General features: G+C 69.1%; 22 protein-coding genes and 1 tRNA gene. 6 read left to right on the top strand and 17 right to left on the bottom strand.

Annotated elements, in window-relative coordinates:
* Positions 1–303 precede the first annotated feature (303 nt).
* Entirely contained in the window at positions 304–1,035 is a 732-nt protein-coding gene (locus QSK20_RS22800; RefSeq protein ID WP_285790631.1) for a primase 1D-like protein, read from the bottom strand.
* Between the two features lie 641 nt (positions 1,036–1,676).
* Between QSK20_RS22800 and QSK20_RS22795 the strand changes: the two genes are divergently transcribed.
* On the top strand, positions 1,677–2,378 hold the full coding sequence (locus QSK20_RS22795; protein ID WP_285790630.1) for a hypothetical protein: 702 nt from the start codon (positions 1,677–1,679) through the stop codon (positions 2,376–2,378).
* A gap of 434 nt (positions 2,379–2,812) precedes the next feature.
* On the opposite strand, the gene QSK20_RS22790 is transcribed toward QSK20_RS22795, so the two are convergent.
* From QSK20_RS22790 to QSK20_RS22740, 11 genes are all read right to left on the bottom strand, one after another.
* Complete coding sequence (locus QSK20_RS22790) at positions 2,813–4,768, bottom strand: DUF3987 domain-containing protein (protein ID WP_285790629.1); 1,956 nt, start codon at positions 4,766–4,768, stop codon at positions 2,813–2,815.
* A gap of 38 nt (positions 4,769–4,806) precedes the next feature.
* The gene (locus QSK20_RS22785; protein WP_285790628.1) at positions 4,807–5,109 is read right to left on the bottom strand and encodes a hypothetical protein; all 303 of its coding nucleotides are present in this window, start codon (positions 5,107–5,109) and stop codon (positions 4,807–4,809) included.
* Positions 5,106–5,393: a DUF4326 domain-containing protein gene (locus QSK20_RS22780; protein WP_285790627.1), complete on the bottom strand. Its 288-nt coding sequence runs from the start codon at positions 5,391–5,393 to the stop codon at positions 5,106–5,108. The genes QSK20_RS22785 and QSK20_RS22780 overlap by 4 nt, the downstream gene beginning before the upstream one ends.
* Positions 5,390–5,629, bottom strand: coding sequence for a hypothetical protein (locus QSK20_RS22775; protein ID WP_285790626.1), 240 nt, complete (start codon positions 5,627–5,629; stop codon positions 5,390–5,392). Before QSK20_RS22775 ends, QSK20_RS22780 begins: the two co-directional genes overlap by 4 nt.
* Before the next feature lie 147 nt (positions 5,630–5,776).
* Positions 5,777–7,963: an FtsK/SpoIIIE domain-containing protein gene (locus tag QSK20_RS22770; RefSeq protein ID WP_285790625.1), complete on the bottom strand. Its 2,187-nt coding sequence runs from the start codon at positions 7,961–7,963 to the stop codon at positions 5,777–5,779.
* Between the two features lie 96 nt (positions 7,964–8,059).
* Entirely contained in the window at positions 8,060–8,257 is a 198-nt protein-coding gene (locus QSK20_RS22765; RefSeq protein ID WP_285790624.1) for a hypothetical protein, read from the bottom strand.
* Positions 8,254–9,093: a hypothetical protein gene (locus QSK20_RS22760; protein WP_285790623.1), complete on the bottom strand. Its 840-nt coding sequence runs from the start codon at positions 9,091–9,093 to the stop codon at positions 8,254–8,256. The genes QSK20_RS22765 and QSK20_RS22760 overlap by 4 nt, the downstream gene beginning before the upstream one ends.
* Complete coding sequence (locus QSK20_RS22755) at positions 9,093–9,767, bottom strand: NUDIX domain-containing protein (protein WP_285790622.1); 675 nt, start codon at positions 9,765–9,767, stop codon at positions 9,093–9,095. The genes QSK20_RS22760 and QSK20_RS22755 overlap by 1 nt, the downstream gene beginning before the upstream one ends.
* Positions 9,764–10,090, bottom strand: coding sequence for a hypothetical protein (locus tag QSK20_RS22750; protein ID WP_285790621.1), 327 nt, complete (start codon positions 10,088–10,090; stop codon positions 9,764–9,766). Before QSK20_RS22750 ends, QSK20_RS22755 begins: the two co-directional genes overlap by 4 nt.
* Positions 10,091–10,102: 12 nt before the next feature.
* A complete protein-coding gene (locus QSK20_RS22745; RefSeq protein WP_285790620.1) occupies positions 10,103–10,351 on the bottom strand; it encodes a DUF6284 family protein in 249 nt (82 codons plus the stop codon).
* 363 nt (positions 10,352–10,714) lie between these two features.
* Positions 10,715–10,882, bottom strand: a complete 168-nt coding sequence (locus QSK20_RS22740) for a hypothetical protein (protein ID WP_285790619.1) — start codon at positions 10,880–10,882, stop codon at positions 10,715–10,717.
* Between the two features lie 214 nt (positions 10,883–11,096).
* Between QSK20_RS22740 and QSK20_RS22735 the strand changes: the two genes are divergently transcribed.
* Positions 11,097–12,374 (top strand): hypothetical protein, encoded by a 1,278-nt coding sequence (locus QSK20_RS22735; RefSeq protein ID WP_285790618.1) that lies wholly within the window; start codon positions 11,097–11,099, stop codon positions 12,372–12,374.
* Here QSK20_RS22735 and QSK20_RS22730 read toward each other — a convergent pair.
* The gene (locus QSK20_RS22730) at positions 12,354–13,388 is read right to left on the bottom strand and encodes an NAD-dependent epimerase/dehydratase family protein (protein WP_285790617.1); all 1,035 of its coding nucleotides are present in this window, start codon (positions 13,386–13,388) and stop codon (positions 12,354–12,356) included. The genes QSK20_RS22735 and QSK20_RS22730 overlap by 21 nt on opposite strands.
* Before the next feature lie 310 nt (positions 13,389–13,698).
* On the opposite strand from QSK20_RS22730, the gene QSK20_RS22725 reads away from it, so the two are divergent.
* Positions 13,699–15,222, top strand: a complete 1,524-nt coding sequence (locus QSK20_RS22725) for a serine/threonine-protein kinase (RefSeq protein ID WP_285790616.1) — start codon at positions 13,699–13,701, stop codon at positions 15,220–15,222.
* A 43-nt stretch (positions 15,223–15,265) separates the two neighbouring features.
* On the opposite strand, the gene QSK20_RS22720 is transcribed toward QSK20_RS22725, so the two are convergent.
* The 4 genes from QSK20_RS22720 to QSK20_RS22705 form a co-directional block, all read right to left on the bottom strand.
* On the bottom strand, positions 15,266–16,705 hold the full coding sequence (locus QSK20_RS22720) for a tyrosine-type recombinase/integrase (RefSeq protein WP_285790715.1): 1,440 nt from the start codon (positions 16,703–16,705) through the stop codon (positions 15,266–15,268).
* A 102-nt stretch (positions 16,706–16,807) separates the two neighbouring features.
* Positions 16,808–16,880 (bottom strand) — tRNA-Arg (locus QSK20_RS22715).
* A 119-nt stretch (positions 16,881–16,999) separates the two neighbouring features.
* Positions 17,000–17,956: an alpha/beta hydrolase gene (locus tag QSK20_RS22710; RefSeq protein ID WP_285790615.1), complete on the bottom strand. Its 957-nt coding sequence runs from the start codon at positions 17,954–17,956 to the stop codon at positions 17,000–17,002.
* 113 nt (positions 17,957–18,069) lie between these two features.
* On the bottom strand, positions 18,070–18,492 hold the full coding sequence (locus QSK20_RS22705; protein WP_285790614.1) for an HPF/RaiA family ribosome-associated protein: 423 nt from the start codon (positions 18,490–18,492) through the stop codon (positions 18,070–18,072).
* A 415-nt stretch (positions 18,493–18,907) separates the two neighbouring features.
* On the opposite strand from QSK20_RS22705, the gene ssb reads away from it, so the two are divergent.
* The 3 genes from ssb (at position 18,908) to QSK20_RS22690 (ending at position 22,715) form a co-directional block, all read left to right on the top strand.
* Positions 18,908–19,774: a single-stranded DNA-binding protein gene (gene ssb / locus QSK20_RS22700; RefSeq protein WP_285790613.1), complete on the top strand. Its 867-nt coding sequence runs from the start codon at positions 18,908–18,910 to the stop codon at positions 19,772–19,774.
* A gap of 257 nt (positions 19,775–20,031) precedes the next feature.
* Positions 20,032–21,177 (top strand): cobalamin biosynthesis protein, encoded by a 1,146-nt coding sequence (locus tag QSK20_RS22695; protein WP_502888991.1) that lies wholly within the window; start codon positions 20,032–20,034, stop codon positions 21,175–21,177.
* Complete coding sequence (locus tag QSK20_RS22690) at positions 21,174–22,715, top strand: cobyric acid synthase (RefSeq protein WP_285790612.1); 1,542 nt, start codon at positions 21,174–21,176, stop codon at positions 22,713–22,715. Before QSK20_RS22695 ends, QSK20_RS22690 begins: the two co-directional genes overlap by 4 nt.
* Positions 22,716–22,722: the final 7 nt, after the last annotated feature.

Below are 22,722 nucleotides of genomic sequence, written 5' to 3'. Positions count from 1 at the left end.
TGCCGGACCGCGAGCGAGATTGGGCATAGGTCACCGAATGACGAAGCTTTTGAGGTGACGGCAAATGTGGTCGGGTTACGAATTTTGATACTGGATGACGTGTATACCACTGGGGCGCGGAGTCAGAGCGCCGCCTCCGTGCTTCATAAATCGGGTGCTGTGGTCCCTGCAATCGTACCTGTCGGCAGGCGCATTAACCCCGGCTACAGTGAGGCAACTGAGCGGGTATGGAGGCGACAGGCAGCGCTTGGGTTTTCGTTCGAGCAGCAGTTCTGGCGTCAGTAATACGGAGTACTGAGGCAATCAACGAACTTCTAGCAACACGCGGGGCGAATATGAGAAACTCTTGCCTCTGGAGATCCTCAGGGCACAGGCGCCCTCCACGAGTTGATGGGCGATCCAGCGATAATCCACAATCGGCGCGTACAGAATAGCTCGCCCCAGAAGTTCCCTTAGCTCTTTCGGAGATAGCAAGCGTCGGCCGTAGAAGTGATATGAGTTGCCGGATTCAAGGACGATTCCCTGAAGCTCAAGGCGTCGCACCACATCCTCGATAATGGCAGAAGATGTCGCTGATACGGGAAGCCGGAAGTCCAATAACGGCAGATGGTTTTCCGTGCCGTCGGGCATTACGAGTCGGGAGGAAAATACCGAAATGCTTCCCTCCTTTGCCGTTGTCAAAATGCTACGGAGTGTCGGTGAATCGAGGTCTGTGACAGAAATCCGATGCTGTGCGACCGCAGCCGACATGGGCTGATGAAGCCCGCAAGCATCTAGAAGGATCGACCGAACATCTTCCGGCTGTGAGAGGGAATTGAGCATCATGGCGTCCCAGAAGGGAACGCCATGGTCGGAGCGTAGACGAAGCGAAGCCTGAATTACCGCCTTGAGCTCAGGGCGATGCACAACCCGTTTTTGAGCCTCTGGTGGAACCGTGAGCTCGAAGATTGTTAGCTCGGCACCCCCTGGCGATACTTCCCTGAGCAAGCTGGGTAGGACTTCGATAATCTCCAAACGGGATGGTGTACCGGCCACGGCTGTCCTTTCGCTGACCAATGCTTGACAAGAGCGGACGAGCGCCAACTGTTCGAAGAGGGTATCTCAGCAGTACGACAAGACAGTTGGAGGAGGCAGCCCGACGGCGTCAGGTGGCGGTCGTTTGCCGCGAACACAGGGGGGCGACCACTGGATGTGAGCCCATCGTCAACCGAACGCCTGGGCTGCGGCTGCGGGTTGTCCCGGCAGTTGGCGAGTGTGCTACATCCGCGCCTCCGGTGTGCCGAGCTCATCCTGTGGTCGAGCAGGAACATGTCCGAAGCCGGCACTTGGCGCACACCCACGACGAACTCCGGCCCGACGCCTTGCACTTCTGGGGTGAGCTGTAGAACATGGACGGTAGTCGTCACCCCCCCTTGTCGCTGACGTGGTGGCCGCCGCTTGCCTGTTGGCCTGCACCATTGGCCGTCTGCGCAGGCGGCACCACACCCGCCACTGGCGGGACCTGTCGACTCAAGTAAGCGCTGCCTCAGCGGCATTCGGCAAAGTTCTGTGCGCAGGACTAGGGCGGGTCCACCATGTGGACCTTCCGGAGTGGAGGGATGCATATGCGGCTACGTCGAACCGGACGCACAATTCTAAAAGACTTGCGATCGCGCCGCAATATCGATCTCTACGCGATGGCACTCGTTGCACTCGCTTTCGCTGCGCTCTCAACAGTCGGTGATCTTCTGTCTACGAATCTTCGCTGGACTGCCGCCCTCGGAGGAATTGGGTTGTTGATTTTGCGTGCAGCCCTGCCAGAGAGGGCTGATCTTGACGCAGTAGAGCGAATTTTCGGTGATCGTTCCGCGTTTGACCTCGACCCGCTGACTGACCGACTGAAAGATGCCCAAGAAGTCTGGATATATGCTCCTTCAGCCGTGAACCTACTCTCTCCCGAGCGGTGTGAAGTTCTCAGACATAGAGTGCTAGGAGGCGCTGCAGGGCGCGCTCGGATTGTGGTCCTTGATCCAACACAGGAAGTGGCGGTTGCTGAGGTCAGCCGGCAACTTGACGACTCTCTCGATTACCCACTCCAGGAGTTCGGCCCATCTCTCGCGTCGGTCGTACAGCAGTTGCGGAGGATGGCGTCCTGGCAGGTTGCAGGGAAGCTGGAATATGGATTCTTGTCCTATAATCCTGGCTTTAGTCTGGTTGCTGTAGACCCAAAGTCGCATAAGGGTGTAGTGATTGTAGAGATGCATGCTTTTCACAACACTTCTACGGCGTCACGCATGCATCTACGTCTGACGCGCGCCGAGACCGAGAAGTGGTACTTTTACTGGCTTTCTCAGTTCGAGCGGATCTGGGATTCCGCGAGAAAGCCTGATGACAAATAGAGTGACGGAGCCCGAACCCTAGCTAGTATCCCTGACAGCAGCCGGTCGGGACGAGGACAGCGGTCGGGTGCCGACCGCGAACAGTCGCCTGAGCCCGCGGAAGCGTGCGTCCGATGACAGGCGACCGATACAAACCTGTAAGCGAGGCGCCGGGGCTTTGCGATCCACTCAATGTGTACCAATCACGAAAACGAGCAGCCAGACCGGCGACCAATGGCGGGATCTCAGCGGGGGCGAGGCTGGTGGGTGCGGTGACTCGACACCCTCCTCGACCGGGTCGGTCAGCTGGATGCCCCCGTCGAGCGGCTGGGTCCGGCACGCGGCCGAGGCGACCGCAGCGAGGTGGTGGCCCGGGTGCTGGTCTAAATGGCGAGAATGGTCGAAATCCCGTCCGGCCCTGGCTTTCTGCCATTGCGGCCATTTAGACCAGCGGCTCACGCTGGTCTGCGGCCAGCCGATGGGGGCAGGGCTTGGACGGTGCCGGTGCTCTGGAACACGTCCGGGTGGACGTGGAACGCGGGCGACGGTGGCCGTCCGGCCCTGGTCCGGGCGGGTGGTTCGAGTTGGCGTACGTGGCCGTGGGTCTCCAGCAGTGACAGCACCGGATCGAGGTCGGCGGCGGTGGGGATTTGGCTGCGGACGGCCCGGTACAGCTCTTTCTTGGTGAAGGTCGCCGAGGCGGTGCGTTCGATCCAGGCGAGCACGAGCCGGGCGTAGCGGGTGATCTTGTCGGTGCCCATGTCGTCGAACGCGGCCAGGGCGTGAGCGGCGAAGTATTCGCCGAGCAGCGCGGCTCGCTCGATGGTCTCGGCGGTGACGGGCTTGCCCCACCCGTCGCGGAGATGCTCGGCGAGGTGGATCAGTCCGGCGAGGCGGACGACGGCACCGGTGTACTTGCTGCCCCAGTCCACGATGTGTCCCCACGCGCCGCCGGGGGCGAGGCGTGGCTCTACGGCCTGTTCGATGTCCAACACCCGCTCGTTGGCGTCGGGGGTGAGCGGGAGTACGGCGGGGTCGGTCCATTCGGCGAGGGTGGCGACCAGGGCACCGAGGTTGGTCATGTACGTGGTAGCGACGGGTTCGGGTACCGGGTCGGCACCGATCTTCCGTCGTCCGACGGTGTTCTCCGGCAGGCTGAACAGGATGCGGGCCAGCAGGCCCTTGCCGCGGAAGCCGGGCATGTCGGCGATGTCGCGCAGCACATCCGGTTGTACGGCCAGGCCGAGGGTGAGGGCGGGGTGTTCGACGTGTTCGGGGGCGCGGGAGCGGCGGTTGACGCGCAGCATGTCCCCGGCGTGGCCTTTGAGGAAGACTTCGAGGTTGGGCGTGCCGGAGTAGCGGCCGGCGATGGTGGCGAAGATGCCCCCTTCCGGGGAGAGAACAGCGAGGCGTCCGCCCTGCTCGGCGAGCAGAGACGCGGCTTCCTCGCTGGTCACGTCGTCGGCGACCAGTTGGGGCAGGACGGGGACGGTGACGGCGTCGGCGTTCATCGCGGCGGCCGTGGCTTCGGCGAGCAGGGTGTCGCGGCCGGATGCGTCGGCGTTCGCGGCGGCAATCGCGGCTTTCTCCGCTGCCTTGCCGGCGACGCGGGCGGCCAGCTCGGCTTCCACGATGGCCGGTTTGGTCCGCTCGACCAACGCCTTCTCGGCGGCCAACAGGGGGCCGGTCATGGCGGCAAAGACGGCCGACTTGCGGGAGCCGGGCGGGAGCACGACGACGGTGAACAGGTTGGTGGGTTCGCGCCAGGAGCCGCGTACCTCGACTTCGGCGCGGCCTCCGGCGGCGGTGGACAGAGCGGCCAGGGCGATGCAGCCGGCCAGGTCGACGGGGGTTTGGGTGAACTCGGCGACGGCGTAGATGTGCTCGGCGACCCAGTCGGGCAGGACGTAGGCGGGGAAGTCGGGCAGGTGGCGGCGGTCGCCGAGGGGGATCAGCGGGGCCCAGTCGCTGCCGGTGGCGGCCTGGTCGAGCATGGCGCGGCCGGTGGCCAGGATGTCGGCGACGTCGGTGCTCTGGTCGGCTTTCTGCGCTAAGTACGCGCCGAGGTCGGCGACCTGGCGGCGGCGCGCGTGGTCGGCGACGATCCGGGCGTAGTGGCCAGCGTTCGCGGTGGTCGGCACGGCCGCGATGAGGGTGTGCAGGTACGGTGCTCCGCCGACTTTGGCCAGGTCGCCGGTTTCGGCGAGACGGGCGGCCAGGGCGATCGGGTCGACCGGTTCACCGGCGGCGTGCATCGCGCAGAGCGCTTCCCACAGCCGGCCGTGCGCCGGCCGGTAGAAGTCAGCCGGGGCGAGCGACGGTGCCAGTTCAGCGATGACGGACGGGTTGAGCAGCGCAGCGCCAATCACGGCCTGTTCGGCGGCGTGGTCGTGCGCGGGCGGTCGGGTCACGATGACGTACTCCTGTCGAACCGGATGGGGAGGAATGGTCAGGCGGCGGTGCGGCCGGGTTGCGGCCGGCGAATCGCGGCGGCGCGGATCACCAGGTCGCGCAGGTCGGCGAGCAGGGTGCCGAGCTGGCGGCGGGCGGCCGGCTCGACGTCGACCAGGGCGACCCGTACGCGGATCTCGGCGTGTTCGCGGCCGTCGCTGGCGCGCACCCGCACGAGGACGGCCCGCGCGTGGCCGGGCAGGTCGACCAGGATCTCCGCGGAGCGGTGCTCGGCGAGGTTGCAGCGGTGGTCACGGGCACACCACCGGGTGTGCTGGTCGACGCGGGTGCGGCGGGTCATCGGGGCACCTCGTTGGCGATGCGGAGCAGTTCGTCGGCGTGGCAGGGCTGGTCGAGGGGGCACCAGCAGGCCAGGGTTTTGCCGGCCAGCTCAGCGCGGACGGCGTCGGTGTAGTCGGGGTGCGAGGCGACCCAGAGCCGGAACAGGCGGACCGCGTTGGCCTTGCTTGACGGGGTGTCGCCACGGAAGGGGTTGCCCCAGCGGGTGGGGCGGCCGACGTAGACGGCTCCGGTGGGCATCCGCCATCCGGCGGTGCGGCGGCGTTGGATGCGACGGGCGGTCATCGGGTGCCTGCCCGGTACTCGTCGCGGATGTGCTCGATGATGCGGCGGCCGGTGCGGACGCGTAGGCGGGTGCCGTCGCAGCGGCGGCATTCGCGGCGGGTGCCGATGATGGTGCGGTGGTGGCCGGTGCCGTCGCAGTGGTCGCAGCGTTTCCACGGGGCGACCAGGCACAGGAGCAGGTACCACGCTGCGTAGCCGAGGGTGGCGAGGCTAGCGAGCAGCAGGATGGGGGTCACAGGATGCCTCCACAGGCCGGTTTCAGGGTGCGGAAGGCTGGCGCCGCTAGGAGTTAGGGCGCTGGCCAGGGATCGTGTGGGTTGCTAGCGGGGGTGCTAGGTCTAGCGAGGGCTACCGCTAGACCCAGCACCCGCGTGCTGTCCGGGTTAGGCGGCTTTGTCCCCGCGCCGCTTGTTACGCTCCGCTACCGCTTCGGCGACGTGGGATCGTTCGATGCCGCGCCGGTTGGCGCCCTTGCCGGTGGCCGAGTCGGTGCCCCACACCTGCCCGGTGGTGATCCCGTACGGCTTCAACGCCGCGGTGAGTTGGTCGCGGGTCATGTCCGCGTACACGTCGGGGTTGAGGTCGACGAGCCGGGCGGTCAGGATCTCCGTCCACACCTTCGCCTCACCGAGCGGCACTACGGTCAGGATGTCGTCCAGGAGCGTGTCTCGACGGGTGGCGGCCGGGCTGGTGGTGTCCTGTCCGGCGGCGTGGCCGGTCAGGGTGCCGGCGGCTTCCCGGAGGGCACGGCCACGTTGGCAGATGCGTTCGGCGGCGGGTCCGTCGAGGTAGAAGGTGCGGACGATCTGTGCGTCGTCGGCCGCGCCGACGAGGTAGCCGACGCCCTTGTCCCGCCGGGTGAACATGGTCGCCCGGATGCCGTTGCGGTACGCCGAGGTGCCCAGGATCATGTCGTTCTCCACCTGGCCCATGACCCGCAGGCAGAACCGGGTTCCCACGTTCGCGGACACTCCGGTGGGCAGGCTCTTCGCGTCGGGTCGCTGGGTGGCCAGCATCAGGTGGATGCCGAGGGCGCGGCCGAGTTTGATGACCTTCTCGGCCAGCTCGCCGGCTTCCTTGCCGAACTCCGGATGCGAGAAGAGTTCCTGGCATTCGTCGATGGCGACGACGAGCGGGTGCAGGCCGAGGTTCTTGCGGCTGGCGAGTTCGGGGGTGACCTTGTTCTCCGGGCACACCGACTTGGGTAGGCCCTTGATGACGGTGGCGCGGCGCTGGCATTCCTTGCGCAGCTCCCGCAGCGCGTGCAGGGCTTCCTCGATCGTGTCGTCGTCCGCGCCGGATGCGTAGCGGGTGGCGACCAGGGCGAGGGGTTCGAGGTCGCCGGTTCCCTTGAGTTCGAACACGCGCAGTTCTGCCCGTGCGTCGAGAGCGGCGGCGAGCAGGGGCACGCGCAGGCTGAAGGTCTTGCCGGCGCCGGGGATGGAGCCGACGAGGAGGTTGGTGTACATCAGGTCCATCGACACGGTTCGGCCGCGCGGGTCGGTGCCGAACGGGAACGGCCGGAACAGGTCCACCGTCCCCGACTTCACCAGCGGCCACGCCGGCTGACGGGCCGACGCGACGTCCTGGTCGCCGACCCAGAGTACGAGTCGGCCGGGGTGGACCTCGGGGCGTCCTTCCGGCCACACGCATCCGAGGGGGCGGGCGAGGCCGGCGGCGAGGCGGTCACGACGTTCGATCACGTCCCCGGCGGTGACCCCGGCGGGGAGGTCGATGTCGGCGCGCCAGCCGGGACCGTCGCGGGTGATTGGCGCGGTGAACCCGATGGCTTTCGGTCCCTGCTTGGAGATGGCCTGGTTGATGCCGGCGATACCCAGCACGGCCAGGGCGCCGACGACGACGTTGCTGGTCAGCTTCGCCACCCGGGGCACCACCACCGCCGTGTCCAACAGCGGCTTGTCGGCGGGGCGGCCGACGATGCCGAACAGGCCGACCAGCAAACCGAGGGTCGACCAGCGCACCCACTCGGGGGCCAGCGCGAACAGGACACCGCCGACGATCGCCGCCGTCAGGCTGCCGGTGGCGACGACGATGCCGCGCCAGCGGACCCGCCGGTCACGCTGCCGCGACAGCTTGAGGTATTCCTCGGCGCTGCCGCTGCGGACGGTGGCCTGCCGGACGGGCTCGCCTTCCAGGTCGAACAGCCACCGCAGGCCACCGGAGAGCACCCGCCACACCCCGACCGGGGCACGCAGCGCGAGCCGGGCGGCGTACTTCGGGACGCGGACGGTGTGGTAGCCACTGATGTGCAGGAGGTGGCCGACTGCCCACCGCAGCATGTCGCGCAGTTCGTCGGTGGAGCGCAGCCACGGGGGCAGGATCGGTCGACGCTGACCCACCCGGACACCGTCGAGGGTGAACCGCGGGGACCGCTGCGCGGCGGGCGAGTCGACCAGCACCGGCCCACCCTCGTCGGCGTCGGCCGGGCCGGTGGTGCGGGTGGCGCGGACGGCGTCCAGGTCGACCACATCGGCGTCCGGGCCGGTGGGGTTCAGGTCCGTTTCGGCGGCCTGCCAGTCGAAGCGGTCGTCAGGGTTGTGGGGAGTCATGATGGTGTTTCCTCCAACTGATCCGTTACGGGTTGGGAGTGGGGGGCCGGCGGCACGGCGCGGTTTGCGAGGCCAGGGCCGTGCCGCCGGGCGGGGTCAGTGCTGAGCCGGTCGGGGGGTGTCAGCGAGCCGGGTCAGGTTGTTGGCGAGCTGGTCGTCACCGTCGAGCCAGCGGATGTGGCATCGCTGGGTGCACGGCTCGATGTAGGGGCAGCCGCGCGCACCGCCACGCAGGTCCGGGTTCGGGTGGCACGGCGGGGTCTGCGCGTCGGTCGGGCGGGTCGGGCGGGTCATACGGCCACCTCCAGGCGGGTGCCGTTGACCGACGTTTCCGCAGCGTTCGGGCGGGATGGTGAACCGGCCACGGGGCGGGGACGGTGCCGCTTGACGGTGCTCAGGCTGACCTGTGCCAGTTCTGCGATCCGCTCGTGGGTGGCGGCGGGCTCGTTCAGGTGCGCGGCGGTGACCCGCTGCGCGGCGGTCAGCGACCGGGCGGTGACCCGAGACCGGTGAACCGGCTCACGCACCAGCTCAACCACCGGGACCGGTACGGCGTCGGTCGGCTCGCCGGGCTCGCTCGGGTCCGGGCCGCTGGTCTGCTCGGCCGGGGTCGGCGTGGCTTCCGGCACGGTCGGGCTCGGCGGTTCAGTCACCTGCGTGACCGGCACGGGCACCGGTGCGGGCGTCGGGGTGGCGTGGGCGCGGATGCCGGTGGCGAGCAGAGCACCGGTCGCCATGACCATCAACCCGTCCACGGCCAGAGGGCCGATCATGGCGGTCAGCGCGTCCTCACCGTAGAAGGTGAGCAGCCCGGACAGGTGCTTGTAGGACACGATCGCGGCGACCGTGGCCACCGGCACCAGACCACCGAAACGCAACGCCGACCAGCGACGCCCGGCGGGCCACGCGACCCGGGCCAGGATCTCCACGGCGACGAACAGCGCCACCGGCCAGAAGATCGCGCCGACCACCGCGCCGGTCTGGGGCGTCCAGTCCGCCGGGACCGGCGGTGCCCCCTCCGCAGGGGCCGGGGGGACGTAGGAGTGGGCGACGTTCGCGGCGATCGACACCGCACCGCCGAGGATCGCGCCGAAGTAGGCCCAGCCACGGCCAGAGACACGGAAACTCATCACGGGCGCTCCTGTCCGTGGTCGAGGATGTCGGCGAGCAGGTCGCGGTGAGCGGCGAAGATCCCGCCGCCCCAGAAGGTGCGCAGGTAGTCGGTGAGCCGCTGGTACGACTCGGCGTGCGCCCACGTGACCTGTCGGGCGTCGTCCGCACCGTCGACCCACGGCAGGCAGGGCACGGTGCCGAGGTCGATCAGGACGGGGACGGTGACCATCCACGCCTCATCACTGGCGCGGGGATCGGGCACGTACCGGGCCGGAAACCGGGTGTGCGGCGTGGACGCGGGGTCCAGCCTCAGGCAGGTTTCCTCGGCCAGTTCCCGGAACGCCGCGTGCCTCGGGTCCTCACCGGGGTCGACGTGGCCACCGGGCAGCGCCCACCCGTGGTTGTCATCGCGCTCGACCATCAGGATGCGACGCAGGCCGTTGACGGTGGCCACCACCACGGCGTCGGCGGCCAGGGCCTCACCCCAGTGGCCCAGCTCGTTGCGGCCGTAGCGGATGCCGGTCGGCGCGTACGGGTTGACCGGGCGTCCGTCCACCAGCGGGAACGGGATCGCAGCGAGCGCCCGGCGGGCGGTCCAGTCGATGCGGGTCGGGTCCATCTCCGGGTCCGCCCACACCGCCCCGGCGGCGATACCGGCCAGGACGCTGGGATGGGTGTAGTCGACGGTCATCGGGCCACCGCCGACAGGAACTCGGCCGGGGTGTCGGTGGTCGGCTCGCAGCAGTGCAGCCGCACCCGGATGCCACGCCAGGCGCCGTACACGTTCGTCAGCACCTTCGGCACGTCGTCGCGCTCGTAGGGCTGGCTGTTCCACTGCTCGACGGGCAGGCGCATGTACCGCGCCCAGCGGCGCAACTCCGTGTGCGTCGCCAGGTCCAGTTCCAACCCGTACGCGTCCGACGCCTCCACCTTGACCGGCAGCGGCAGCGCGTTACGGCCCATCGCGTCGGCGACGGTGAACAGGACAACGGGAATGCTCGGCGAAGTCTTCATCGCGGCCACCACCTACGCGGCCCGCTCGAACGACGCGCGAACGGCCAACAGCGCGCGGGCCTGGCGCATCACCTGACGCTGTGCCCGGCGTACCCGCTGCCAATCCAACTCGGACGGAACCGGCTCGGCGCACAGGATGGCGATCTGCGCGTCCAGCAGCAGAACTTCCGCCTCGATCAGCGGCATTTCCTGCTCGATCGCAGCGAGGTCGGTGGTGCTCGGCTCGCGGAACTCGTCGGGGTGTCTCTGCGGCTCAGCCACGTCGGCTGTCCTTTCGTTCTAGGAAGGGACTGGTCCAGAGATGCGATTCTCTGTTGCGCAACAAGGTAGCGATACGCGGCGAGGTTGCGCAAGTGGGTAGCGGTAATCTTGTTCGGGTGACTGACCCTCGGGATGAACTTTCAGCAGCTACGAAGCGCTATCGGCGTACCGAAGCGGCCCACGAAGCGGCGCGTGAGGCGGTGGTCGCGGCCGTCGTTGCCGCGCTCCGGCAGGGCGTGGGCCCGACCGAGGTCGAGCGGCTGTCGCCCTTCAGTGGTGCGTACATCCGGAAGCTCGCGCGGCAGAACGACGTACCCGCCGCGCCTCCTGGCCCCAAGCGTGCGGCTCGGTGACGGCGAGAGATCAACTGGCCTTCCGTCGCGTGTAGTGCTCGGCGTCGACCAGGCCGGTGGCGAGCGCGGATTCTTCCATGTCGTCGAGGACCCGAGCGGGGATGACCAGCCGGCCACGGACCTTGATGGCCGGGAACTGGCCAGCGTGGATCGCTCGGTACAGCGTCACCTCCGACATGCGGAGGATGGTGGCGGTCTCCGACACCGAGTGGAAGCGGGGGCGCTGGTGGGGGGTGATCGTGCGTACGGTGCTCAACCTGATCTCCTGAACCATCGGGCGGGGCTTGCTCTTGCCGTCTGGAACCAGTGAAATCGATAAGAGGCGCTTGGCTGGCGCAAGTCGGATGCAAGACGCGGCAAGGCAGTGCAACCCACGGCCACAGGGGACGGCAATGGCGAGGATCGAGCGGTGGACGGGTGCTCTGGCCTGCCTGCTTCAATCGGCATCCGGCATGACGAACGAGGGGTTCGCGAACTGGCTGGGCGTTGCGATCCGGACGGTTTCCTATTGGCATAGCCGGCCGGACACGGTCCCCGGAAACTCCAACCAGGAAATTCTTTACGCTGCATTGGATCGGGTGTCCGACGCGGTGCGAAGCCGGTTTTCCCGCATGGTCGCGGACTCGCTCAAGGAAGCCGGAATTCCCCGTACAGGAAACGTCGTTGTTGACCTCGTGAGTGATGCCGCGAATTCCGTCGCCAACGATCCGCTGTTGACCACTGGTCCGGTCGGAGACGAATCGATCGAGTCGTTGCAGGAGGAGATAGCGCTGCTCGCCCGTGCTGCTGGGATGGCCGCGTTCGACATGTTCACCAGTGCCCGTCGCTTGCGGGATGAGGCCAGGAAGCTGGCCGAGCGTACCCGCAGGCCGGGCGACCTGGCCGACCTGTACGTCATCGTCGGCCAGGGGACAGCGCTGATGGCGTCCACCGCGTTCGACCTCGGACACTGGAACGACTCAGCAGCGCTCGCGCGGGCTTCCACGCAGTACGCGGACCTTGCCGGACACGCTTCGCTCAAGGCGTGGACGTACGGCCTGCAAATGACGCTGGCGAACTGGCGCAACGAACCAGATGCCGCGCTGACCTACTTTGCTCGCGCGATGCGGGCGGCTCCAGACGGTGAGCCGAAACTCAGGCTCCGGTACATCGCTTCCCGTTCCCACGCCCTGCTGGCCGACGCGGAATCGGTCGCCGAGGTGTTGGAAGCGGCTCGACGTGATCGGGACATGGCGGCTTCCCGACCCGACGACCTGAGCGGGTCGGTCGGTGGTGAGTTTGCATTCGGGGAAGCCAGGGCAGCGGCGTGCGCGGCGGCGGGCTGGCTGGATCTCCGGAACGGCGAACAGGCGGCGAGGTACGCCCGTGAAGCCTTGCAGGTCTACGAAGCCCTGCCGCTGTCCCGGCGGCCGTACTCCCAGATCAATGGCACGCAGATCGACGTAGCCGCCGCACACCTGCACATGCACGACCGGGACGGCGCGGCCGAAGCTTTGCAGGGCGTCCTCGACCTACCGGCCCAGAAGCGGAACGTGTCGTTGACCGGGCGACTGGAGAAGGTCGGGCGGCTGCTGACCACGCCAGCGTGGCGCAACGACTCGGAAGCGCAGCAGTTGACCGAGCGGATCTCCGTCTGGCTCGCGGAAACGTCAGCCCGTCCGCTCGCCTGACGCTCGCCACGCGGCAAGGACCCGCGCTTCCTTCTCGCTGCTGAGCCCAATCTCGGTGGCCCGGTCGTGCGTACTCATCTCGCCCGTCTCGACCATCCACCGCCAGGTGTCGGCGACGGTGTCGGCCAGCGGCCGGGAGAGCAGGCCGGCGCGATGCGCGCGGGCGGCGTCGACCCGCCAGACGCCCTCGAACGTGCGCCAGAGCGGCAACTCCGACCACTGCCGCACGCCCTGGTCGAGAAGCACATCATCGGGTACCCACTCGAACCGCGGTGCGGCACCGGTCGCGTCGGCGCACGCGGTGAGCAGCTCCCCGAACGTGGCCCGGTCGACGGGGGCGCAGACGTTGAACGCGCCGGAGATGCCCTCGGCGGCGGTACGCAACGCGAACGCGGCCAGGTCGCGGACGTCGACGGGCTGAATCGACCGATCCGGCGACCCCGGCGCGAGAACCGTCCCACCGCCAGCGACCCGGCGCAGCCACCAGGGCAGCCGGCCGACATACTCGCGTGGGCCGAGCACCACACCGGGCCGTAGGACCGTCGTCCGGTCGGGGCCGAACGCGGCCAGCGCCGCAGCCTCGCACCCCGCCTTCTGGTAGCCGTACTGCGTCGGCCCGTCTTCCGTATCGGTGCCGTAGTCCGGCCCGGCATCGGGCGGGCAGTACAGCACATCGGATTCCTCGCTGAGCGGCTTCACCGGCCAGTCGCGGTAGACGCTCACCGTCGACATGAAGACGTATCGACCGGCAACGGGAGCCAGCGCGCGAGCCACGTCAAGGGTGTTCCTCGGTACGTAGCCGGAAGTGTCCACCACGGCGTTCCACGGCCCGACGGTTGCCAGGGCGTCAACGTCGGCCGGTTGGGTCCGGTCCCCTCGGACCGCGCGCACGCCATCGACGTCCGGTCCGGAGGTGCCCCGGTTGAACGTCGTTACGTCCCACCCTGCGTCGAGAGCCGCGGTGACGACCGCGCGGCCAACAAACCATGTTCCCCCGAGCACGAGCAGACGCATAGACCCATCATGCCGAGCAGGGAGTTAGAAGGCGAATGAGGATCTTCGGAGGCTCAAGGGGCGGGACGTCCGCCATGCGGCCGGTCGTTGCCGCATTGGCCGGCGAGTTGCGCTGGCGAGGCCGTGACGGAGCCCGACGAGGCTGCTTTGATCGCCTGGTTGCGGCCTTCGTGCTTCCGAGGATCTTTTCCCAGCAAGGCCTAGGTGAGTGTGTAGGAGTCAATGAGCTGAAGGAAGTGCGGGTTAGTAGGACCCGATCACGCGGGATAAGCTGTCCCGGCTTGGCGGGTCGCTAGAAGGGTGTCGGTCGGTGGCGAGTACGGCTCTAAGGCTCAGCGAGGAATGGGTGCTCGGCGAGAGCATAGGGGAAGGTGGTTTCGGTAGGGTTTATGCGGCTGCCTCTCCCCGGCATCAAAGTGCCGTTGCCAAGTTGATCCCCAAAAAGCCCGGTTCTGCTCGCGAGATGCTTTTTGTTGATCTCGGAAGTGCCCGCAATGTCGTCCCGATCATCGACAGCGGGGAGACGGCAGACAGTTGGGTCCTGATAATGCCGCGCGCTGAGAAGTCTTTGCGTCAGCACCTGCGAAGTGCGCTTAGCCCAACTGAGGCGGTTTCGATTCTTTCGGACGTGGCTGCGGCGTTGAGTGATTTGGACGGCAGAGTGGTTCATCGGGACCTTAAGCCTGAGAACATACTCTTGCTTGATGGTCGATGGTGTATCGCGGATTTTGGTATCTCGCGTTATGCTGAAGCAACAACGGCGCCTGATACCCAAAAATATTCCATGACCCCGCCGTATGCTGCTCCAGAGCAATGGCGTGCAGAGAGGGCCACAACCGCGACTGATGTATATGCCTTTGGTGTCCTTGCCTATGAGTTGCTAGCTGGAACGAGGCCGTTCCGTGGGCCGGGAAAAGGCGATTTCCGGGATCAGCATCTACATCATGAGCCGCCCCCACTGGACGGGGTGTCCATCTCGCTGGCAAGTCTGGTGGAGGAGTGCCTCTATAAGGCTCCACAAACGCGCCCTTCGCCTAGTAATCTTTCAGCGCGTCTTGAGCGTGCGGCACATACTTCCCCGAGCGGAGGGCTTGCCCTTTTGCGGAGGGCGAACCGCGCTGAGATCGCTCGACGTGGCGAGGAGGCGCGCGCTGCTGAACGTGCTCGTTCGGAGAAGGAGCGCCGCGCTGAGATAGCCAAGTCAGCAAATAAGGCAATCCGTCGCATCATGGATGCTGTCAAAGTGGCGATTTTGGATAGCGCCCCTGCTGCGGAATGTCGGGTACGAGTTCCCGAGCTCGATCCTGATAGCAAGCTGCCCTACCTGAGGCCGCAGGGTTGGTCGATCACCTTGAACAAGGTGACGCTTGACTTCATGATCCCGGTTGGCGCGCAGATCGACCTGCACTCGAGATTTGACCTGCCAATAGATGTCGTCTATTACGCTCGAATTGGTGTCGAGCGTCAGAAGAGCCATCCAAGGGATACCCAGTATCTTGGGAGAAGCCACTCCTTGTGGTACTGTGACGCGCAAGAGGAGGGTCGGTATCAGTGGTTTGAAACGTCCTTCATGGGGGCGTCTTGGCAGGCTAACCCGCAGGACCCTCAAGTTGAACCGTTTGCGCTGGACCCAAACGATGAAGCTGCGAAGGCGTTAACTTCGGGAGTCTCGGCCTACCGACTTGCTTGGCCCTTCACCCCGGTCACCATCGATAATCTCGATGATTTCATAAGCCGGTGGGCTGCGTGGTTCGCTGATTGTTTGTTCGGCGAAATGCGGCGGCCGTCACCGATGCCGGAGCGTCCGGTCGCGGGAAGCTGGCGCAGGGGATGAGTCGGCAAAGTCCGGTAGTTGGCCAAACCGTCGTTTTTGTGCACTACCCTGCGACAGTCGTACGGCGACCTCGGGCGAGATTCACCAAGCCCTCTTCGGCGAGTAGAAGAACGGCCCGATGCGCGGTGCCGACCGAGACCCGATGTGCCGTCGCCAGTTCGGCAATCGCAGGGAGTCGCGCCCCTCTCGCCAGCCGGCCGCTGCGAATCTGCTCCCGCAGGTCTTTGGCGATCCTGCGGTACGGGCTGTCTGCCAATGTCGGTTGCGTCGGTGCCACCGGACGGGGAGGCATCCGGGCGGCGAGGGTGCCGGCGGCGCGTTGGTCGGATTCGGAGAGCCACGCGGCGTAGACCCTGAGGGTGGTGGTACCACCGCCACCGTGGCCGAGCCGGCCGGCGACGGTCCGTACGTCGACACCCGCATTGATCAGTTCGGTTGCGGAGTAGTGGCGTAGGGCGTGAATGTGGCTGTCGATGCCGAGTCGCTTGGCGAGTCGCCCGTACCGCTGGGTGATGGTGTCGGGTCGGTAGCCGCGGCTGTTGTCCGGCTCGGGGGAGAAGACGTAGTCCGCCGGGTCGGCCGTCGCGTCGAGCTGGGCCAGGCGGTCGACGTACCGCGCGTGCAGCTCGGTGAGCACGTCGACCGTCTCGGGGTCGAGGGCGACCCGTCGTTGCTGGTGGGTCTTGGTGTCCTTCTCCTGCAACTCGCCGTTCGCGTCAAGGTAGGCGCTGCGTCGGAGGGTCAGCACGCCGGCGGCGAGGTCGAGGTGGTGCCAGCGCAGGGCGCAGAGTTCACCGCGGCGGGCGCCGGTGGTCATGGCGAGCCAGACCAGCGCGCCCCAGTCCGGGTCGCGCCACGACTCGGTGATGATGCGGGCGGCGTCGGTCGGGTTCGGCGGCTGCGGGTCGGGGTGGGGCGCGGCGGGTGGTTCAGCCTGTGCGGCGGGGTTGACGGCGATCCAGCGCCACCGCACCGCCCGGCTCAGCGCGCCGCTCAGAATCCAGTGGATCTGGCGCACCGAGGACGCGCTGAGCGGCTTGCAGACGTGCCGCCGGCATCTCGCGGTGCAGGTGTGCTCGCCGGCCATCCGGTGCGTCACGGACGCCTTGCCGCCGCACCGGTCCCGGCAGCGGCGCAGGCTCGCGTAGAAGGATTCGAGCGTCTCGGCATCGAGCCGATTGAGCGACAGCTTGCCGAGCACCGGCCGGACGTGCTTGTTCAGCTTGTTCCCGTAGCCCATGCGGGTGGTCGGCTCGATGTCGGCGACGTCCAGCCACTTGTCGAGTAGTTGGTTCAGCGTCGCTCGGGTGCGCGGGTTGCGCTTCTCGTCGACCTCGTTGAGGAAGCGGGTCCGGACCTTCTCGGCTTCCCGCTGGGCGTTCCGACCCGCCGGGACCGTTTCGGTGAGGTAGTGCCGCTTCCCGGTGAGCGGGTCGACGCCCGCATAGACCCTCACTCTGAGTGACCCGCTGGGGAGTTCCATGATCTCGCCGCGTTGCCGCTTCGTGTCTGCCACGAGGCCGACAGTAGCTCGATAGCTCCACGAATAGCTCCACGCGAGCTGTTCGGCTGGGAGAAAGTCCAGCGCGCCTGGCAGGATTCGAACCTGCGGCCTTGGGATTAGAAGTCCCCTGCTCTATCCGCTGAGCTACAGGCGCATGGCGTGGTGGTCCGGCGGGCCGGACCGTACCGGGTGTGCGCCAAGAGGGTACCGCTGACCGGGGGTGTCGCGGTGGTACGGGGCGGCGCGGATCCGTCCGACCCCGCGTCACCACGGTCAGCGGCCGGCGTCGACGAGGGACGCGTCCACCCACCGGTCGATCTCGGCGAAGACCCTCTCGCGTACGGCGGGGCCGGAGAGCGTCAGGTCGTGCATGCCGCCGTCGATGCGGGCCACGGTCACCTGGGGCCCGAGTCGGGGTGCCCAGCGGACCATGTGCGCCACGTCCAGGACGGCGTCGGCGAGCATCGCCGACCCGTGCCACCGTTTACGCCGGAAGGTGCGGGTGGAGCAGGCCACCAGCACCGGCACCGGGATGTCCAGCCCGGCGCGGAGCTGCCGTTGCGCCCGGCGGATCGCGGCCAGCCAGCCGATCCGGACCGGGAACCCGGCGAGCGGCTTCCAACTCAGGTCGTAGCTCCACTCGCCCCGGTGGTCGGCGTGCAGGCACTCGCCGTACACGGTGCCCAGGCCGAAGGGGAGGACGCGGTGCGGCGCGCCGCGGCCGAGCCGGGTCACGGCCGCCGCGAGGGGCCGGCGGACCAGCCAGGGCGCGTTGATGTCGAAGAAGGGGCTGTTGAGCAGCAGTCCGTCGACGAGGCCGGCGTCGCGCCGCGCGTGTGCCCACACGGCGGCGAGCAGGCCGCCGGTGGAGTGGCCCATCACCAGCAGCGTGTCGTGCTCGTCGGCGGTGCGGACGAAGGTGGCGGCGGCGTCCAGTTCGGGGAAGTAGTCGCCCAGGTCGTGGCAGAAGTTCGGGGTCTGGTGCGGCAGCAGGCTGCGGCCGTACTTGCGCAGGTCGAGGGCGTAGAAGTCCCAGCCCCGGTCGGTCCAGAACTCGGCCAGGTGGGCCTGGAAGAAGTAGTCGACGAACCCGTGCACGTAGAGCACGGCCCGCCGGCTCGGCTGCGCGGCCCGGCAGCGGACCAGGGTGGCGACGACCGGGCCCTCGTCGTCGGGGTCCAGCTCGATCGTGTACCGCTCGAAGGGCGGTCCGAGTACGTCCGGTTCCACGCCGGTCACGCTACGCCCGCCGGTTACCGGGCGGTAGACCCGTGTCTTCCTCGCGTACCCGGACGCCGTCGCCGCCCACCGGGGAGCCCGGTGGGCGGCGACGGGCGGTGCGGTCAGGCGACGCCGGTGTGGGCCGGTGCCTCCGCGTCGTCGTCGGTCGACGGGGCTTCGGTGCCGGTGTGGCCCTCCTCCCGCAGGTGCTTGTTGTGCCGGGGCTCCTGCTTGGTCTTGGCGTCGTTGAGCCGGCGGCGCAGGTCGTCGCGGACGTCGTTGAGCGCGGCGTGCAGGTCTTCCTCAGAGGAGGTGGTGACGATCTTCTGCCGGCCCGCGATCCAGCACTCCAGGGTGACCTTCTGCCCCCGGGCCTCCCGGTCCTTCACCGACACCTCCAGCTCGGTGGCGTCGGCGTGGAACGAGGCCAGCCGGGCGTCCAGCGTGGCGAACTGCTCGGCGATCCAGTTCCGGTCGCCCTGGGAGAATCCGGCGCCGACGCGCAGGCACTCGGCGACGGTGGCGGGATTCGCGACGGCGCTCATCGGGTCACCTCACGCCGGGTGGCGACGGTCGTACCGGACGAGGCTGTTCTGCACATGGTCGCTGACCTTTCCGTTGGACGATGCGGCGCGGTGGCTTCCGGACGGTGCCGGCCCGTGCCCGCGTCGGCTTCTCCTGCGGTACGCGTGGACGCTCCCCGCTTGATCGAACCCATACCCAGCCGACCTCCCCGCGGAAACCGCCCGGCGACTCCGGGCGATCCGATCGTCGCCCGCCGTGCGGCCGGCCGCCCAGGGCCGGTGGACCTAGCACACCGGGACCTTGATCAGGTCGTTGTCCACAGCCGGCCGGGTTGTCCACAGGTCGGCGGAGACGGGTGGACCGCTGGGCGGCGGTGGGACACGCTCGGCATCGAGTCGACTCGTCACCGCAGGTCCCGATCCCTCTGGAGGGGTGATGTTCGATACCTATGTAACGATTGTTGGAAATGTTCTGACCGCGCCGGAATGGCGGCGAACCACGCAGAGCGGCACGCTGGTCGCCAACTTCAAGGTCGCCTCGACCGCCCGCCGGCTGGACCGGGAGAGCGGTCGCTGGGTCGACGGCAACAGCCTCCGGGTCCGCGTCAACTGCTGGCGCAAGCTCGCCGAGGGGGTCGCCGCCTCGGTGATGGTGGGCGACCCGGTGGTGGTCGCCGGGCGGCTCTACACCCGGGACTGGATCGACGACGCCGGGAACCAGCGCACCCTCTACGAACTGGAGGCGGTCACCGTCGGGCACGACCTCGCCCGGGGACGGGGCCGGTTCCTGCGCAACCGGCCCAGCATGGCGACCAGCAGCGTGGAGGACGCGGAGGCGGAGCGGCGCGTCCACGGCGCGCCGACCGAGCCGGTGCCGGGCGACGAGGTGCCCGTCTCCCTCGACGACCGTCCGCTGGACGACGACCTCGACCGGCCGGTGCCGGTCGACCCGCGCCGGCTGACCGGGTTCGCCGCGACCGCGGTCGATCTCGGCGCCGACCCCTTCGACGCCCCGGACGGTGGGTCCGGGTCGGTGGCGAACGCCGGAGCCGACCCGGGCCTTGAGCTGTCGGTCGCCCCGATCGGCGAGCTGTCCGAGGAGGCGGACGACCTGACCGACCGGGCGACGGGGGTCGGCTCGGGTGAGCCGTTCGGGGAACTCGACCCGCTGCCCGAGGGCACGGAGCCGTCCGAGGGCACGGAGCCAGCCGAGGAGGTGCCGTCGACCGTCGGGGATCCGGCGACGCCGTCGGTGCGCCGGTCCCGGCGCGGCGGCCGGACGCGGGAGGCCGTGCCGGCCTGAGCACCCGGCCCGTGGCGGGGCGACGGCAGCGGAGCCGTCGACCCGTCCCGGGCGCGGCGGGCGGGGGTTCGGTGTGCACGGGGAACGGTTCGATGTGCACGGGGAACATGGCGTTCGGCTGGGAGAGTGCCTTCGCGCGCCGGCCGGTGGACACCCTCCGCCATCGGCTCGTCGCGTTCCCGTCACCGGGCCGCCGGGCACCGGGGCGGCTGGGTGACGAAGGCTAGGCTTACCGGCCGGAGGTGGTGCGGGTGCGGATGCGGCAGGCAGTCATCGTCGCCGACGCGGCCGGGCTGGCGGCGGGGTACGCGCTGGACGCGCTCCTCGGCGACCCGCGCCGATGGCACCCGGTCGCCGGGTTCGGTCGGGCCGCCGGTGCCCTGGAGCGACGTCTCTACCGCCCGGACCGGACGGCGGGTACGGCGTTCACCGCGCTCGCGGTCGGGGTGCCGGTGCTGCTCGGCGCGGCGGGAGCGCTCGCCACCCGGCGGCGTCCGGTGGCCCGTGCGGTCCTGGTGGCGGCCGGCACCTGGACGGTGCTCGGCGGTCGCACCCTGCGCCACGAGGCCGAGATGATGGGCCGGGCGCTGCGCGACGACGACCTGCCGGCCGCCCGGCGTCGGCTCAGTCACCTCTGCGGACGTGACCCGTCCGTCCTGGACGAGCCGGAACTCGCCCGGGCCACCGTCGAGTCGGTCGCCGAGAACACCTCCGACGCCGTGGTGGCACCGCTGTTCTGGGGTGCGGTCGCCGGGCTGCCCGGCCTGCTCGGCTACCGGGCGGCGAACACCCTGGACGCGATGGTCGGTCACCGCTCGGAGCGGTACGCCCGCTTCGGCACCCCCGCCGCCCGCCTGGACGACCTGCTCAACCTGGCCCCGGCCCGGCTGACCGGGCTGCTCACCGTGGCCGTGGCCCCGGTGGCGCGAGGCGACCGGGAGCGGGCCTGGCACGTGTGGCGACGGGACCGGAACGACCATCCGAGCCCCAACGCCGGGCAGTGCGAGTCGGCCATGGCCGGGGCGCTCGGGGTGCGGCTGGGCGGCCGGAACGTCTACTTCGGGCGCTCCGAGGTGCGCCCGTTCCTCGGCGACGGGCCCCGGCCGGAGGCCCGGCACCTGCGTCGGGCGGCCCGGATCTCCGGAGCGGTCGGCCGGTCCGCGCTCGCGTTGGCCGTCGCCGTCGCGGTGGGCCGGGCGGCGCTGGGCCGGTCGGTACCGCGTCCGACGGGGCTGGAACGGCGGGTGCGGGGGGCGCTGGGTCGGGTCGTGCCGCGTCCGGCGGACACGGGGGCCCGGGTGCGGGAAGCGCTGGGCCGGGCGACGTCGGCCGGGGTGGCGTCGGCGCGGGGCATCCGGGCGGGGGCGTCCCGGGGCGGGACGGAGCGAGGGAGAGCGGCATGAGTGGCGGGTTGCTGGTCGCCGGGACCACCTCGGACGCCGGCAAGAGCGTGCTGACCGCCGGCATCTGCCGCTGGCTGCACCGCCGGGGCGTCAAGGTGGCCCCGTTCAAGGCGCAGAACATGTCCAACAACTCGGCCGTGGTGGTCGGGGCGGACGGGCGGGGCGGCGAGATCGGCCGGGCGCAGGCCATGCAGGCCGCCGCCTGCGGGCTCGAACCGGACCTGCGCTTCAACCCGGTGCTGCTCAAGCCCGGCAGCGACCTGGCCAGTCAGGTGGTGCTCCTCGGCGAGGCGGTCGACACGGTCACCGCCGGCAACTTCCGGGTGCTGCGTCCCCGGCTCGCCGAGACGGCGTGGGCCGCCCTCGCCGAGTTGCGCGCCGAGTACGACGTGGTGATCTGCGAGGGGGCGGGCAGCCCCGCCGAGATCAACCTCCGGGACGGCGACTACGTCAACATGGGGCTGGCCCGGCACGCCGGGCTCCCGGTCGTCGTCGTCGGCGACATCGACCGGGGCGGGGTGTTCGCCTCGATGTTCGGCACGGTGGCTCTGCTGGACCCGGCCGACCAGGCGCTCGTCGCCGGCTTCGTGGTCAACAAGTTCCGGGGCGATCTCGGCCTGCTCCAGCCCGGGCTGGACATGCTGCGCCAGGTGACCGGTCGCCCCACGTACGGGGTGCTGCCCTGGCACCTCGACCTCTGGCTGGACGCCGAGGACTCGCTCGCCTACGGCCGGGTGCTCGGTCGGCCGGCCGCCCCGCACGGCGACGAGTGGCTGGACGTGGCCGTCGTCCGGCTGCCCCGGGTCAGCAACGCCACCGACGTGGAGGCGCTCGCGACCGAGCCCGGCGTACGGGTCCGGCTGACCGTCGAGCCGGCCGAACTCGCCGCCGCCGACCTGGTCGTCCTGCCCGGTTCGAAGTCGACCGTGGCCGACCTCGCCTGGCTGCGGGAGACCGGGCTCGCCGACGCGGTTCTCGCGCACGCGGCGGCGGGAAAGCCGCTGCTCGGCATCTGTGGCGGCTTCCAGATGCTGGGGCGGGCGATCCATGACCCGGTGGAGAGCCGGCGGGGCAGCGTGCCGGGGCTCGGGCTGCTGCCCGTCGAGATCACCTTCGACCCGCGCAAGACCGTCCGCCAGTCGGCCGGTGCCGGCTTCGACGGCGTCGAGGTCCGGGGCTACGAGATCCACCACGGGTACGTCTCCAGCGTCGACCCCGACCTGCCCCCGCTGCTCACCTACGCCGACGGCCGGAGCGAGGGAGCCCTGCTCGGCGCGGTGTACGGCACGCACTGGCACGGAGCCTTCGAGTCCGACGACTTCCGCCGCCGCTTCCTCGCCGAGGTGGCGGGACAGGCCGGGCGGCGGGGCTTCCGGCCGGCGCCGGCCACCTCGTTCGCCGCCGCCCGGGAACGCAGCCTCGACCTCCTCGGTGACCTGGTCGAGGAGCACCTGGACACTGACGCCCTGTGGCGGCTCGTCGAGTCCGGCCCGCCGAGCGGCCTGCCCTTCATCCCCCCGGGTGCCCCCACCGGCTGAGTGCACG

Source organism: Micromonospora sp. NBRC 101691 (assembly GCF_030269285.1).
Taxonomy (GTDB): Bacteria; Actinomycetota; Actinomycetes; order Mycobacteriales; family Micromonosporaceae; genus Micromonospora; species Micromonospora echinospora.
Note: the sequence above shows the minus strand (reverse complement) of the source record. Positions and strands in the feature narration are given on the sequence as shown.